Origin of the sequence: Acaryochloris sp. 'Moss Beach' (genome assembly GCF_021497025.1) — a bacterium.
Lineage (GTDB): Bacteria > Cyanobacteriota > Cyanobacteriia > Thermosynechococcales > Thermosynechococcaceae > Acaryochloris > Acaryochloris marina_A.
This window is the reverse complement of the sequence record NZ_CP071717.1, coordinates 4,615,046-4,628,292: the sequence shown is the minus strand read 5'-3', so window position 1 is coordinate 4,628,292 and position 13,247 is coordinate 4,615,046. Positions and strand designations below refer to the sequence as shown.

The 13,247-nt window shown below is 45.7% G+C and carries 14 protein-coding genes and 1 pseudogene; 11 read left to right on the top strand and 4 right to left on the bottom strand.

Going from position 1 to position 13,247, the window contains the following annotated elements:
- Positions 1-246: 246 nt before the first annotated feature.
- The 6 genes from HRE53_RS21795 to HRE53_RS21770 all read left to right on the top strand — a co-directional run bounded on the left by HRE53_RS21795 (position 247) and on the right by HRE53_RS21770 (position 3,532).
- On the top strand, positions 247-468 hold the full coding sequence (locus HRE53_RS21795; protein WP_235107913.1) for an AbrB/MazE/SpoVT family DNA-binding domain-containing protein: 222 nt from the start codon (positions 247-249) through the stop codon (positions 466-468).
- The gene (locus HRE53_RS21790; RefSeq protein WP_315876638.1) at positions 465-878 is read left to right on the top strand and encodes a type II toxin-antitoxin system death-on-curing family toxin; all 414 of its coding nucleotides are present in this window, start codon (positions 465-467) and stop codon (positions 876-878) included. The genes HRE53_RS21795 and HRE53_RS21790 overlap by 4 nt, the downstream gene beginning before the upstream one ends.
- 145 nt (positions 879-1,023) lie before the next feature.
- Positions 1,024-1,773 carry a class I SAM-dependent methyltransferase gene (locus HRE53_RS21785; RefSeq protein WP_235107911.1) on the top strand — a complete coding sequence of 250 codons (750 nt, stop codon included), beginning with the start codon at positions 1,024-1,026 and terminating at the stop codon, positions 1,771-1,773.
- A gap of 28 nt (positions 1,774-1,801) precedes the next feature.
- Entirely contained in the window at positions 1,802-2,128 is a 327-nt protein-coding gene (locus tag HRE53_RS21780) for a DUF6984 family protein (protein WP_396133398.1), read from the top strand.
- 90 nt (positions 2,129-2,218) lie between these two features.
- The gene (locus tag HRE53_RS21775) at positions 2,219-3,037 is read left to right on the top strand and encodes a TlyA family RNA methyltransferase (RefSeq protein ID WP_235107910.1); all 819 of its coding nucleotides are present in this window, start codon (positions 2,219-2,221) and stop codon (positions 3,035-3,037) included.
- A gap of 300 nt (positions 3,038-3,337) precedes the next feature.
- Positions 3,338-3,532 carry a hypothetical protein gene (locus HRE53_RS21770; RefSeq protein WP_235107909.1) on the top strand — a complete coding sequence of 65 codons (195 nt, stop codon included), beginning with the start codon at positions 3,338-3,340 and terminating at the stop codon, positions 3,530-3,532.
- 228 nt (positions 3,533-3,760) lie between these two features.
- Here HRE53_RS21770 and HRE53_RS21765 read toward each other — a convergent pair whose 3' ends face one another.
- The 3 genes from HRE53_RS21765 to HRE53_RS21755 form a co-directional block, all read right to left on the bottom strand.
- Complete coding sequence (locus HRE53_RS21765; RefSeq protein WP_235107908.1) at positions 3,761-4,219, bottom strand: hypothetical protein; 459 nt, start codon at positions 4,217-4,219, stop codon at positions 3,761-3,763.
- A gap of 35 nt (positions 4,220-4,254) precedes the next feature.
- Positions 4,255-4,896: a DedA family protein gene (locus HRE53_RS21760; RefSeq protein WP_235107907.1), complete on the bottom strand. Its 642-nt coding sequence runs from the start codon at positions 4,894-4,896 to the stop codon at positions 4,255-4,257.
- A 108-nt stretch (positions 4,897-5,004) separates the two neighbouring features.
- The gene (locus HRE53_RS21755; protein ID WP_212665281.1) at positions 5,005-5,331 is read right to left on the bottom strand and encodes a hypothetical protein; all 327 of its coding nucleotides are present in this window, start codon (positions 5,329-5,331) and stop codon (positions 5,005-5,007) included.
- A gap of 406 nt (positions 5,332-5,737) precedes the next feature.
- Between HRE53_RS21755 and HRE53_RS21750 the strand changes: the two are divergent.
- The 5 genes and pseudogenes from HRE53_RS21750 (at position 5,738) to HRE53_RS21730 (ending at position 12,896) form a co-directional block, all read left to right on the top strand.
- Positions 5,738-7,157: pseudogene (locus HRE53_RS21750) on the top strand (IS4 family transposase).
- A 1,722-nt stretch (positions 7,158-8,879) separates the two neighbouring features.
- A complete protein-coding gene (locus tag HRE53_RS21745; protein ID WP_235107906.1) occupies positions 8,880-9,926 on the top strand; it encodes a high light inducible protein in 1,047 nt (348 codons plus the stop codon).
- 376 nt (positions 9,927-10,302) lie between these two features.
- Positions 10,303-10,518 (top strand): hypothetical protein, encoded by a 216-nt coding sequence (locus HRE53_RS21740; protein ID WP_235107905.1) that lies wholly within the window; start codon positions 10,303-10,305, stop codon positions 10,516-10,518.
- A gap of 3 nt (positions 10,519-10,521) precedes the next feature.
- Positions 10,522-12,009 carry a sodium:solute symporter family protein gene (locus HRE53_RS21735; protein WP_235107904.1) on the top strand — a complete coding sequence of 496 codons (1,488 nt, stop codon included), beginning with the start codon at positions 10,522-10,524 and terminating at the stop codon, positions 12,007-12,009.
- A 23-nt stretch (positions 12,010-12,032) separates the two neighbouring features.
- Positions 12,033-12,896 (top strand): NAD(P)-dependent oxidoreductase, encoded by an 864-nt coding sequence (locus HRE53_RS21730; RefSeq protein ID WP_235107903.1) that lies wholly within the window; start codon positions 12,033-12,035, stop codon positions 12,894-12,896.
- A 27-nt stretch (positions 12,897-12,923) separates the two neighbouring features.
- Here the strand turns inward: HRE53_RS21730 and HRE53_RS21725 are convergent, their stop codons facing one another.
- Positions 12,924-13,214 (bottom strand): cupin domain-containing protein, encoded by a 291-nt coding sequence (locus HRE53_RS21725; RefSeq protein ID WP_212665273.1) that lies wholly within the window; start codon positions 13,212-13,214, stop codon positions 12,924-12,926.
- Between the last annotated feature and the right edge of the window lie 33 nt (positions 13,215-13,247).

Genomic DNA, 13,247 nt, shown 5'->3' with positions numbered 1-13,247 from the left:
GGTACCTCCGATAAATTCCTGAAGGGTGGATCCTCAACAGGATGGTAATGGGTAACAAAACTCGGTATGTTCATGGCAGCCTTGATGCTTCAAAGTGGGTTGCCCAGGCGCACGGCAGATAGCTGGTGTGCTTCCTCGTAGATACTGAGTACCAGCTTACCCAAGTGTATTTTTCGGAAAAAGCTTGCACGTTGCAACATTTGTAGTAACGTAGGGGTATAAGCACAGTCTATTCAGGAGGCAATTATGCTTCTCAATGTGAAAAAGCGCGGCAATTCCCTAAGTGTCATCGTTCCTAAAGAAATGGCAGCGAATATGCAGGTTGAGGATGGAGATAAGCTGTTTGCAACAAAAACTCCTTCTGGGTATGAAATATCAGCCTATGACCCTAACTTCGAGAAAAAAATGGAAGCCGCTCGGCGAGGCATGAAAAAGTATCGTAACGCATTGATTGAGCTGGCTAAATAATGGAACCTTATTGGCTAGACATGCATGATGTCTGTGCCATACAGGGTGAAATCCTTGCCGAATCGGGTGGTACATCAGGTGTACTGGATATGGGAGCCTTGGAGTCAACTCTAAGCAAGCCCATAAACCTTTATAACTATGGTGATGATGTCACCTTGTATCAACTGGCAGCATCTTATGGTTATGGGCTGGTTAAAAATCATTGTTTTGTAGACGGTAATAAAAGGGTTGCTCTTATTGCTGTTTATACGTTCTTATCAGTGAATGGAATTGAGCTGACAGCCTCAGAAGTAGATGCAGTAAAATTTTTCCTCGATTTGGCTGCAAGTTCTGAGACACAAGAGGACAGTATAGAGAAGCTAGCTTCTTGGTTGCAGCATAACAGTGAGATTCTCCCTAGTGAAATTTAACCACTGCGGGGCATTTAAGCTGCTCGAAGTCTAACCAAGCCTGGCAACAGAACGGAGACCACATTATGCTCTTGATTCCAAATGAAACTCTGTGCGCTCAAGCCTGAACAGTTAGGATTACTACTGAAGCACTCAGAAATATTCGGTGGAGAATCTAGAACTTTTAATCGATCTGCATCAGCATAATGACCGTCAAGGGCCGGGTGGCATACCCGAAACAGAACGTGCCATCACTCTGGCCGCTCTCGACAAATCGCAACATTTGAAAATTGCGGATTTGGGTTGTGGGACTGGGGCATCTACGTTGTGTTTAGCACACAAGCTAGATGCAGAAATTATTGCAGTAGACTTTATACCTGAGTTTATTGAGATATTGCGGCGGAACGCAGAAGCAAGCAATCTGAGCCAGCATATCCACCCCAAAGTCGGTTCAATAGATGATCTGGCATTTGCAGACAATGAATTAGACGTCATCTGGTCTGAAGGGGCGATTTACAATATCGGTTTCGAACAAGGCATTAACGATTGGCGGCCATTTCTAAAACCCAAAGGGGTGTTAGCTGTATCAGAAATCACTTGGCTGACAGACCATCGACCTGATGAAATCCAATCTTACTGGGACTCTCAATACCCTGAGATAGATACTGCTTCGTCGAAAATTAAGCTTCTGGAAGAAGCGGGATACGCTCCATTGGGTTACTTTGTACTGCCAGAGCACTGTTGGTTGGACAACTACTACCATCCGCTGCAAAGAAGATTCGACGCGTTTCTCAGTTGCCATGCCAACAGCGATGTTGCTCAAACCCTAGTAGAGGCTGAGATGAAAGAAATTGAAGTGTTTGAAAAGTTCAAAGCGTACTTCAGCTACGGCTTCTATATTGCGAGCAAGCGTTGATAGAGTCTCCTTAGCCAGTTTTTACACCATGAGGCCACCAACGGAGTTAGAGCTTCCTATTCTTGAGTATTTGTTTACTATGGCAGGACTTAAACAAATCCCATGTAGCCTTCGTCTCAAATCTATGAACGATGGCGAGATGGGCAGTCTGCTATTCGAGAATCTAGACAGGATTGATCGACGGCTCGGTGAGACGGTCGCCCAATGTTATTTCGAGGACTCGGACGGTACATTGGTTTCAGCTACCTTGAATCTCGACCAGCATGGAGCGCTGTTTGAGCTTGATATGTGGAAAGCGGATTTCAGCAAGTTGCAGCGGTGGCCTTTAAAGGAAGAAATTCGCACCCTTCCATAGCAACAATCCTAAATCCCCACCTCGTTTTGATGGGCAGAGGTAGGCAGGCTCTTAGAATTGGGGAAGTAGTATTAGCAAATCCTCCCTGCCTTGGCTAAACAGCGACTAGACACCTTACTTGTTTCATTAGAGTTATGCACTTCTCGGCAGCAGGCCCAACGGGTCATCCGAGCTGGGGAAGTGAAGGTCAATGACCAAATTATTGATAAGCCAGGGACAGAAATTCAATTAACGGCAGAGATTCAGGTCAAACAAAAATCGCCCTTTGTCTCTCGCGGTGGCCATAAGTTAGAAAAAGCCTTAGCTGAGTTTCCTATTCAAGTACAGGATCGGGTTTGCCTGGATGGCGGTATCTCCACTGGGGGATTTACAGACTGTCTGTTGCAGGCCGGAGCGAAACAGGTCTATGGCATTGATGTGGGGTATGGGCAGGTGGCATGGAAACTCCGCAATGATCCTCGGGTCATTCTCAAGGAACGGACGAATCTCCGCCATCTTCAGCCTGCTGATTTATACGCCGAGGATACCTCTATGCCAGATCTAGGCGTGATTGATGTCTCGTTTATTTCCCTAACGAAAGTTTTGCCTGCCCTCTGGCAGCTCTTACAACCGCCACGGGAAATGATTTTGCTCGTTAAACCCCAATTTGAAGTGGGAAAAGACCGAGTGGGAAAACATGGCGTGGTGCGGGATTCCCAAGCGCATCGAGATGCGATCTCACAGGTCTGGCAAGCTGCATCAGCGTTGGGCTGGCAATATGCAGGCGTAACCTGGTCTCCCTTACCTGGCCCGAAGGGCAACATCGAGTTCTTGTTATGGCTACAGCAAGAGGGCAGTGGTCCTTCGCCGCAAACATTTTTAGACGTTGCTGTGGATGCCCAAAAAACGCTTTCCCAACCGCCAAAGTGATTCCTCTTCAATAGGTTGGGATCTAATGGCATTTCCCTCACCATGGCATTGATGGGATAGTACTAATCGTTTTCCATCCAGAGTTTTTTAGCCCTATACCAGGCCATATCAGACAATGCTTTACCAAAGACTGGAGCTTTTAAGGTTGGAGCTGGTTATTGTATCGAGTTTTACAAGATAACTAAAACAAATCGATTTTGCCCCTTCACATTGATCAGTTCAGAAAAGGAGATAAATAATTGAGTTATCAACTATTCTCTGTTTAGAATGTAATTGTGTTGTTACACCCTTTCACTCAATATGTCTGAGCAAGCAGTCTTTCCTCATCATGATCTAACTAAGGAAGCCGCTGTGCTGAAAAAGCAGTTAGCCATTGCTCTCAAATTTCATCACAGCAAGACCATTGAGAAGCTCCCCAAAGAAATTGCCATGCAGGTGATGGGGGGAGGTTTGGGCATCTTGCCACCCAGAAGCAGCAAAAGAAGCGACTTATAATCCTAAAACAACCTATAGCGTGCCTGAACCTGTGATTTGTGATGAAGTACCCATCACAAACAACGGAACGATTTATCTCTAAATTCCGACCTTGATGCCTTTAGCTGATCCTAAATGTGGGCTATGGAGCAGTTGAGTTCGTAATACCAATTAGCACCTAAGAGTGTAATTTTGATTATTTTCTAAGACACTTCAGTACTGGGTTTTACGAGTTTGAGAGTTACACCTTCAGGCACAGCTTGGTATAACAAAGGGTTTAAGCCATCCTCGTTGTAGGGACTGATCAAGGACGATGCGATCGCAACTAAATACAACCCAACTCTCTACGGCCATTAACACAAAGGGCAATACCGTATCAGTGATACCAAATCCCGTATCAACCTGAGCAAGTCCTCGCACCAGACTAAAAGCCAATACGACTCCTGATTTAAGTTGGGGGTTGGTATCTTGGCGAATGGCATAGCGATAGGTCACCCCAAAGAGCAATCCAGAAATAGCTACGCTAACCAGAGAACCACTCAGGCTAATCCAGCTTCCTATCAATCTTGAATCCGCAATCGGCCATTGAGCCAGTCCCTCATTAATGGCCAGCAAAATCGCAAAAACGAATGTCGCCACACCAGCTGACAATCCCCCAGCTTTGAGTGACTCAACCCGTTCTTGTGGGGTAAAGGGGGTGTGTTCCACGGGGATTACTAAATAGCCGTTCTGGTCGATGTCATCTAAGGCGTGTCAGACTCACTCGCCTCTTGCAAGGCCATTCGGCGAATCAAATTGTGAAGGCGAGGCCAAAGGAACCAGGCCCCAACTGCCAGCAATACAAAAAGTCCAAACTGAGACACGCTGCTCACTAGGCGGGATAGAGGAATGATTTCGCCCGCAAAGTAAGCCAGGGTAACCATCACCAATGCCCACAGGAATGCACCCAGCGTGTTAAAGAACGCAAAGCGGGGAAAAGGCATTTCGGCAATACCCGCTAGCGGGCTGGCAAAAATTCGCAGCAGGGCCACAAAGCGGCCCATCAAGACGGTGCGAGCAGCGTTGGTACTGAACCCTTCTTTAATTTCCAAAAGGCGCTCTTCAGACATATTGACGAGGCGACCGGCTCTCGACAGTAAAGGCCAACCGCCAAAATGTCCCACCCAGTAGCCACAGGTGCCGCCGATGGTTGAACCTGCGATCGCAGAGGCCAGTACCCCAAAATAATTTAAGTCGCCTTCTCCTGCCAGGAAGCCGCCCACTAGGACAATCGCTTCCCCTGGTAAGGGCAATCCCAAGTTTTCAAATAATATGCCGAAGCAGACAACCCAATAGCCGTATTGGTGGGCTAATGTTTGCAAAGTGTCTAACGAAATCCAGTCCATAGACCTTTATACAAACTGTTAACAATTTTACGTCTCTCAATCTTGGCTTGTGGACTTTAACTTTGTCAATTCAAGTCCATGCAAGCCTTAAAGCCACGTTAACTAATTTTACGAGATCCGGCGATAGATCGCACAAAGTCGACTGGGAGAAAATACTTTGGCTTGGAACATAAAGTTAGGCGGCACGTTGATGATCACGTAGTCATCAGACTCATGATATTGCTCAAACAGTTGGGGCATCCCTTTAGGCGTATTCTCGCTATACGGGACGGGCTGAAAAATTAACTCGGTAAATTCAATAGCGTCTGATTGAGACTCACGAGCGACTTGCTGGAGAAACCCCTCATTGTTGAGAAGCTGAAACAAGGCTGCTTTGATTTCAGGATCAAGAGTGAAACTACCATCAAAATTATCAATGATTTTAAGGTTTGCCATGGGATTGGATAACAATTATTACGTGGCTCACTCTTCCAGCCTAGAAGATTCCTGGATCTGTGTCAGCTTATTGCTGCGGAGACCTGATCTTCTTTTAGCCAGTTCCCTGAATCGTTATATACGTCGTCTAGGACCTACGAATAAATTGACCATCAGCCTGGCTGCCGAACCTGAACAACAGTTAGCATGAATTCGACTGCAATCCGGGTGAGTGCAGTTAAGAGATTGCTCAAAGAAGACTGGCTCAATCTCGATTCAAATCAGACTTTCCTAGAAAGGCAGAGAAAGCGCCCCAAATCTTTGCAGCGAGATGCATCTTCTGATGGATCGGCAAGAGCGGTTCGAAAATCAGCCATCTCAAACACCAATGTCACTGACTTAAGAAAGCAGAAAAGGGCTGCAAGTCTTGATAGATATAGAATCAAGACTTGCAATCCATCAATAATCTGCCTTCCACTATGTCTGAGTCAGCCGAAATTCTCAAGCACCAGTTTTCCCAAAGCCTGGGATTGCCCTGGACGGATATTCTTCCTGCTTCAATGCTGACCGACATCCTAGCAGAGGAATCAATCTCTTATCGCAACCGTGTGTATACGCCCATCGTTACGTTGTGGGCCATGCTCTACCAAGCATTATCTGCAGACAAAAGCTTGCGCAACACAGTCAAATGCATCACCACCTGGCTCACTGCCGCAGGACTCCAACCCCCATCATCAGATACAGGAGCCTACAGTAAAGCCCGAGGAAGATTACCTGAGTCCCTGCTGCAACGGTTAATTCCCGAAACTGCTAATCACATAGAGCAAAGCATTCCCCAAGAACACCACTGGTGTAATCGAACAGTGAAAGTCTATGACGGCACGACAGTGCTGATGGCTGATAGTGCGGCGAACCAAGGGGAGTATCCTCAACATGGCAATCAGGCTCCTGGCTGTGGATTCCCCATTGCCCGTTTAGTGGTGTTTTTTTGCTTAATCACAGGGGCAGTGGTCTCAGCCTGCATTGCCCCCTGGAGCATGAGTGAAATCGTCATCAGTCGGCTGCTTTATGAGGATCTGGAGGTTGATGATGTGGCCATAGCAGATCAAGCCTATGGCAGCTATGTTGCTCTAGCCCTGATTCAACAACAAGGAGCCGATGGGGTTTTACGTAAACATCATGCCCGTCATACAGACTTCCGTAAAGGACGTAAGAACGGGATAGGAGACCACCAAGTTCAATGGCAAAAGCCCACACGGTGTCCCGCCCACATGAGTGCAACGGAGTTTGCAGAGATTCCCAAAACGTTGACAGTCAGGGAGGTATCGCTACGTCTATCGCGTCGAGGCTTTCGAGACCAGTTCATTATCGTCGTCACAACCTTACTGGATGCTCAGCGCTATAGTGCTAAACAATTGACTCGCTTGTACGGATGGCGATGGCAGGCGGCTGAAGTCAATTTGAGACACCTCAAAACCACCTTAAAGATGGAAATGCTCACGGCAAAGACACCTGAAATGGTGCGCAAGGATATTTGGTCTCATTTGCTAGGCTACAACTTATTGAGAAGTCTCATGGAACAGGCTGCCCCATGGGCAGAATATGACCGCTCTCGACTCTCTTTACAAGGGGCTCGACAACACTTTAATCAGATGCTGGTTTTGTTAGCAACGGCCACACAAGCTATACGTCAACGGTTGTATGCTCATCTGCTTGAAAATATTGCTACTGACCTTCTGCCTGTTCGACCCCATCGGCTCGAACCCAGGGTCGTTAAACGAAGACCTAAGCCCTTCCCCAGAATGCGACAACCGCGCTCTGTCCTCAAAGCCAATCTGGCTGCTTGATTAAGCTTATCTCAGTGCCATTGATCTCAAACACCGGTATTCATGACTGACCATCTCTTGATGGTGATTAACCGTGGGCCAGGGCTGTTTCAAATCCTCCAGAGCTAAATCAATGCCCCAACTGCAAGCGGACGGGGTATAGAAGAAGTTTCATTCCTAAACCTGTCGTTTAAATTGTGAGCTAATCTCTTCGCTACAAGCAGCAGTGAATCTGTCCGTACTAAATATAAAAAACAAATTCTTGCAATATCTATCAAAAGAACTATATGACCTGAATGTCTAGCCAGTAGTTATTTAATAGGGCCGATTTAGCTACACCATCCGTTGATCTGATGATCTGATCTGAAACTACTATTGAAAGCTTCTGTAACGCATTCATCTACTGCAGCAACGTAAAACTTTACTAGATTGCATCGATTTCCAGCAGAGATAATCTACAACAGGAACTACAGAATTGGAGTGCCATTCCTGTAGTTTGCTCTTCAACTAGGCCAAAAGGTTCATTCAGTTGGATGGGTGGCCAAAATTAGATAGCACTGATTTTGGCACGCCACACTGAGACTCATTTTTGATGTCGGTACAGAAACGATCACAAAACATCAGCATGAAAATTTTCCGCAATGGATGGTCTTGGCTATCACTTGCTTTTACATATTCCATGAATCATTAGTGCAATAGTTTTCTAGTTGACAACTATTGGATTACGTTCTCGTTACTTACTATCTCCATTTATTCAATATTTTAAATCCATGCCAGACTAAGCACCATAACCTAAAACCCATACACGGCAATCTTTTTATCAAAAAATAAAGACGATTCACTATTAACCCATTAATGAATCGAACAAACTCAGTTATCTTTTTCCTGTCTAACTTAAATATGTCATCTAAAAATATTTTTTATAGGAAAAACAATTTCCAGAAAATCGTTCTAATTTTTTGATTTACTAGAACTTAATAAATAAATAATCTTTCAAAAAGCGTATTTATAATAATTCAGAAGTCATTTATTTGTATTTTTTAAACTTATGTAAATTTATATTTGAGTGATTGCAATTACATTAATCAATTTTCAATAATCGTTTATAAAACTAATCAAAAGTTTCGATAGGTTCACAATATAAATCCTGTAAATTCACATTTATAAACAACTAGAGACAAGAATAAATGCCAAAAAAAATAGACGACAAAATTCTGCATATCCATAGTTGGTAGGGAATACGTACTATATAGATTTATAGTGCGCAACTTCTTGCAGGCCTGGCTCTAATCCCATTTCAGGGAGACAGGTAATTGTAACGGACTACAAAGATTCCGTAATTTTTGTATGACCTAAATCAATACCGGCCGGAGCTAAAAACCTTTACCTGCTTAAACTTGAAGCTTCAATAGACCAATAAAACCTTAAAACAGGAATATTTCCTGCCTTCATTTCAAGCTTGAAAAAACCTTATTTTCCCTCTGATTGTCAATGCGTAAAAGCTTAAAACAATAGCCAATCGCTAGTTCAGGAAATCATTAAACTTCTTCAGCCTGAATTTTTGTTGTCGATCTTGGGAATATAGCAGCTCAAAATCGAGAATAATTTTTTAGCTGTAGAACTAATTAGCGAGGGAAATTATCTCAGAATTTAATATTTCTTGAACCCTAGACAATCAATCATCTCGATACTAATTGAAAGTATTTTTTAAGCTTTCAATCTTAGATTAATAGGATAAATAACATGACAAAATCTTTGCAAAAACAAGATCCATTGTCGTTGAGAACAGCTGACATCAGCGGATATGAATACGATTGGTGGGCAGGCAATGTCCGCAACACTGACCTTTCAGGTAAACTCTTGGGGGCTCATTTATGCCATGCGGCTCTTATGAGTTTTGTCCCTGGTGCTCTTGTTATTCAAGAAGCTGCTTATTTTCAATCAGGGGTACCTGTATCTGAACAGAGCCTGGCCTTCATTCCTCACCTAGCCACTCTAGGGATTGGTGTAGGGGCAGGAGGAGCGGTTCTTGATACCTCTCCGTTCGTCTTGGTCGGAGTCTTTCACTTTTTCATCGCTTTGGTTTGCCTTGCAGGCGGACTTTTTCATACTTTCAGCGGTGAAGCTAACTTAGGCGATGCTCCTGAGGGTAGTGTGGCTGCAAGAGTCGATTACGATTGGGAAGTTTTTGAATCCACTTCTTATGTCATGGGATTCCACATCCTCTGTCTTTCCATCGCTTGTTTCTTGTTTGCAGGTAATGCTGCCTTTGGTAATGGCTTATATGATCCATTAGTGGGCGAAGTTCGTCAGATTAGCCCTAATCTCAATCCCATTACTCTAGTGGGTTACATCTTCGGTTTTGCCAATGGAGGCTGGACACCGATAGGTATGGCTGCCGTAAACAATATGGAAGATCTGGTAGGGGGTCACTTTCTCGTTGCGACGCTTACTGCTATCGGGGGAATCTTTCATATCCTTTACAGAAAGCCTACGCCTTTTTTCCTAAGACGTCCGGTCTTCTCTGTCGTCAACGGTGGTTGGGTGCGACAAGGCTTTTGTAATAGCGAATCTATCCTCTCCTTCAGTGTCGCTGGAGTAGGATTTATCGCTGTCAGTTCCTCGATCTTTGTTCGCTATTGTGATTTAGCTTTTCCAGCAGAATTCTATGCACTTGATCGCTCTGGGTCTGCAGCCATTCAGCTAGCTCTCGGGTTAATTTTTATGCTTGGGGGTGGTCTCTGGCATAATGTCCGAGGAGAAAAACTCTATGCTCTTCGGGGTAAGTAGGGTACACAGTACCTAAGTACAGTTGAAACTAGCAGGGCTGAGTATCAGAATCGATCACCTCTATTCTGATACGGTGAGTGCCATCCCTAAGTCATACTCTGCCTATATTTAGTGGATTTTCCTCACTGTCACTCAATCCGATTTTCATTTCTACTGTATAAAAAACCCATCTTAGATATTCCTTGTTTTAACGATTATGAGGTCTGCCATAATCTGTTAAAACAAGGAATTTTTAGTGGGATTGTCACCCTCGACAGCAATTTCAATATCTATCTTTCAACATGCCTTGATACCGGAATAAGGGTTGATTCTCGCCTAGCGAGAAAGATTAATCCCCCAACAGGTTAATCTGATTGGGTATGAATTGGATGGATTGATGAGCCTCCTGAACCGTCCCTATTTTTGGTTTTTCTCGTTTACGATTCTGTTTTTGCTATCCCTCGATTTTTGGCGATGGGATCAAGGGATATCCCTTTCTTTGTTCCAGTTACCGAGCTGGCTTTTTTACTTTGTGATCTTGCAAATGGGGCTAGTCCTGGCCGTAGCCGGGGTATCTTCCACCCTTTGGCAAAAGTCTGAGAGGGACCAGTAGGCAATGGAAACGCTCATTCCCTATGTTGCCATTACAACTTACTTACTCATCACCCTAAGCATCGGCCTAATTGGGTATCGCCAACAAAGCAACACCGTCGAAGATTTCTTTTTGGCCAACCGCAACATTGGCCCTATCCTCCTCTTTTTCACCCTGGCCTCCACCAATTTCAGCGCCTTCTTTTTCCTCGGATTTGCAGGAGCAGGCTATCGCATTGGCATTAGCTACTATCCAATGATGGCCTTTGGCACTGGGTTTGCAGCCCTCAGCTTCTACTACATTGGCTACAAAGCCTGGTTGCTCGGCAAACAGAAAGGCTTTATTACCCCCTCCGAACTGATTCAAGATCGCCTGCCTAGCCAGCCTCTCAAACTCCTATTTATGGCCGTGATGGTCATTTTCACATTGCCCTATCTCACCCTCCAGCCCATTGGAGCCGGATATCTCCTAGAAAGCCTAACGGGCGGAGCCATTCCCTATTTCTGGGGAGCCACCTTACTCACCATTGCCATTGTTTTCTATGTATTTCTAGGCGGGATGCGAAGTGTGGCCCTCACGGATATGCTGCAAGGGGTACTAATGTGTGTACTGATGTTGGTGGCAGTTTTTGCCATTGCCCAAGGGTTAGGGGGCTTCTCCGTTGCCAACCAAACCGTCTATGATCTGGAGCCAGCCTTATTCTCGCGTAGCGGCTTAGATCAGTCTTTTACACCCAAAACCTGGTTTAGCTACATGTGCCTGTGGTCCTTTACTCTGCCGATGTTTCCACAGATGTTTATGCGGTTTTATAGCGCCAAGAGTGCTCAGCCCTTAAAGATCTCGGTCTTGCTTTATCCGATTGTTGCCGGGGTGTTATTCATTTGCCCAGTGCTGATTGGAGTCTGGGGTCACATTGCCTTTCCTGATTTAGTGGGCAAAGCAGCAGATCAGATTTTCCCCATGATGTTAACCCAATACACTTCTACCGGGCTATCTTCTCTAGTAATGGTGGGAGCGCTAGCCGCTTTTATGTCCACCATGGACTCGCAGCTTTTGGCCTTAAGTTCCATGCTGACCCGTGATGTATACACCGCCTATTTCCGCCAAGACGCCTCTTTAACTGAACAGACGCTGGTCGGTCGAATTTGGGTAATCGTTTTAGCGGGTATCGGCTTAGGGATTGCGGCCAACCCTCCAGAGACAATTTTGGCCTTTGCCACCCAAGCCTTTACCGGATTATCGGTGCTGTTCCCTACAGTGATCGCGGCTTTATATGGCCGCAACATCAGCGCTTCGAGTTGTCTCGTCTCCATTGTCATAGGTGAGTTGGCGGTATTAGGGGTTCAGACCAAAATAATTCCCAGTAGCTGGATGCTGGGATTTTTGCCCGTCGTGCCCATTGTGGCGCTATCCGCTCTGATCATCATCGCCGGGTCAGCCTTCTCCCCAACACCAGCACAACAGCCCGTGCTCAATGACAATCACTACACACCCCAAGAAAAAACATACTGAAATCCCTATATAGAGGCAGAGCAATGCAGGTCGGATTTATCGGTACAGGATTGATGGGGGCTCCCATGGCAACCCGGTTAGTGGAAGTGGGGCATTCCGTCATAGCCTACAATCGCACGGCTTCTAAATTGGAACCTTTGCGTGGTTTCGGAGTTGCGATCGCAACCTCCCCCAACCAAGTCATTCAATCGGCCGATGTCATCATCCTGATGCTCACCAATGCTGCCGCCATTCAGGAACTGTTAACACCCACGGCATCCGCTCTATCAGGACGAGCCATTATTCAAATGGGCACCATTGCCCCCGCTGAAAGCAAATCCATTCATGAACAGGTCCAGACAGCCGGTGGCATCTACTTAGAAGCCCCGGTATTAGGCAGCATCCCCGAAGCCAAAGCCGGAACGTTGCTGGTGATGGCCGGAGCTGCCCCCCAAGACTTTGACAACCAACTTCCCCTGCTCACAGCCTTTGGTCCAAAGCCTTTATTAGTGGGTCCTGTGGGTACAGCTGCCGCTCTCAAATTAGCCCTCAATCAACTGATTGGCGGACTGACCACGGCCTTCGCCACTAGCCTATCCTTCTGCCAAACCTATGGTGTAGAAGTTGAGACCTTTATGCAAATCCTCAGAAGCAGCGCTCTCTATGCACCGACCTTTGATAAGAAACTGACTTGGATGCTGGACCAAAACTTTGAAAATCCCAATTTCCCCACCAAACACCTGCTTAAAGACATGACCTTATTTCAGCAAGCAGCCCAAGCCGAAGGACTGCCTACCGAAAATACCACCGCCATTCAAACCATTATTCAAAGAGCAATGACTCAATTTGCAGATGCGGATTATTCAGCCCTCTACACAGCCGTGCAGAAGGCTGAGTCCAATAGGTGATTAACCGCAGGTACACAGCTAGAGGAACTAGCCAAACCGATAATGTTTGCGCACGGCACTTTGAATCTTCCAGGTACAAGACATTCCAGCTGGGAAAGTCACCAAATCCCCTTTGGCCATCGTCACGGGTTCACCGTCATCAGGGGTCACCACAACGTCGCCTTGTAAGAAATAGCAAGTTTCCGACTCATCATAGGTCCACGGAAATTCTGATGCTTCTTTGGACCAAATCGGCCAATTCAGCACCCGCAACTCTTGCAGGCGTTCCACACTAGGCTGACTTTCGACCTGAATTTGCGTCTGTTGCTCCGTATTCATTTACATTTCCCTTCAAACATCTCACCAAAGCAG

Coding starts and splice junctions, on each gene's coding strand:
- HRE53_RS21730 (WP_235107903.1), top strand. CDS start 12,033: ATGCAGGTCGGATTTATCGGTACAGGATTGATGGGGGCTCCCATGGCA.
- HRE53_RS21725 (WP_212665273.1), bottom strand. CDS start 13,214: ATGAATACGGAGCAACAGACGCAAATTCAGGTCGAAAGTCAGCCTAGT.
- HRE53_RS21745 (WP_235107906.1), top strand. CDS start 8,880: ATGACAAAATCTTTGCAAAAACAAGATCCATTGTCGTTGAGAACAGCT.
- HRE53_RS21780 (WP_396133398.1), top strand. CDS start 1,802: ATGAGGCCACCAACGGAGTTAGAGCTTCCTATTCTTGAGTATTTGTTT.
- HRE53_RS21735 (WP_235107904.1), top strand. CDS start 10,522: ATGGAAACGCTCATTCCCTATGTTGCCATTACAACTTACTTACTCATC.
- HRE53_RS21760 (WP_235107907.1), bottom strand. CDS start 4,896: ATGGACTGGATTTCGTTAGACACTTTGCAAACATTAGCCCACCAATAC.
- HRE53_RS21755 (WP_212665281.1), bottom strand. CDS start 5,331: ATGGCAAACCTTAAAATCATTGATAATTTTGATGGTAGTTTCACTCTT.
- HRE53_RS21795 (WP_235107913.1), top strand. CDS start 247: ATGCTTCTCAATGTGAAAAAGCGCGGCAATTCCCTAAGTGTCATCGTT.
- HRE53_RS21770 (WP_235107909.1), top strand. CDS start 3,338: ATGTCTGAGCAAGCAGTCTTTCCTCATCATGATCTAACTAAGGAAGCC.
- HRE53_RS21740 (WP_235107905.1), top strand. CDS start 10,303: ATGAGCCTCCTGAACCGTCCCTATTTTTGGTTTTTCTCGTTTACGATT.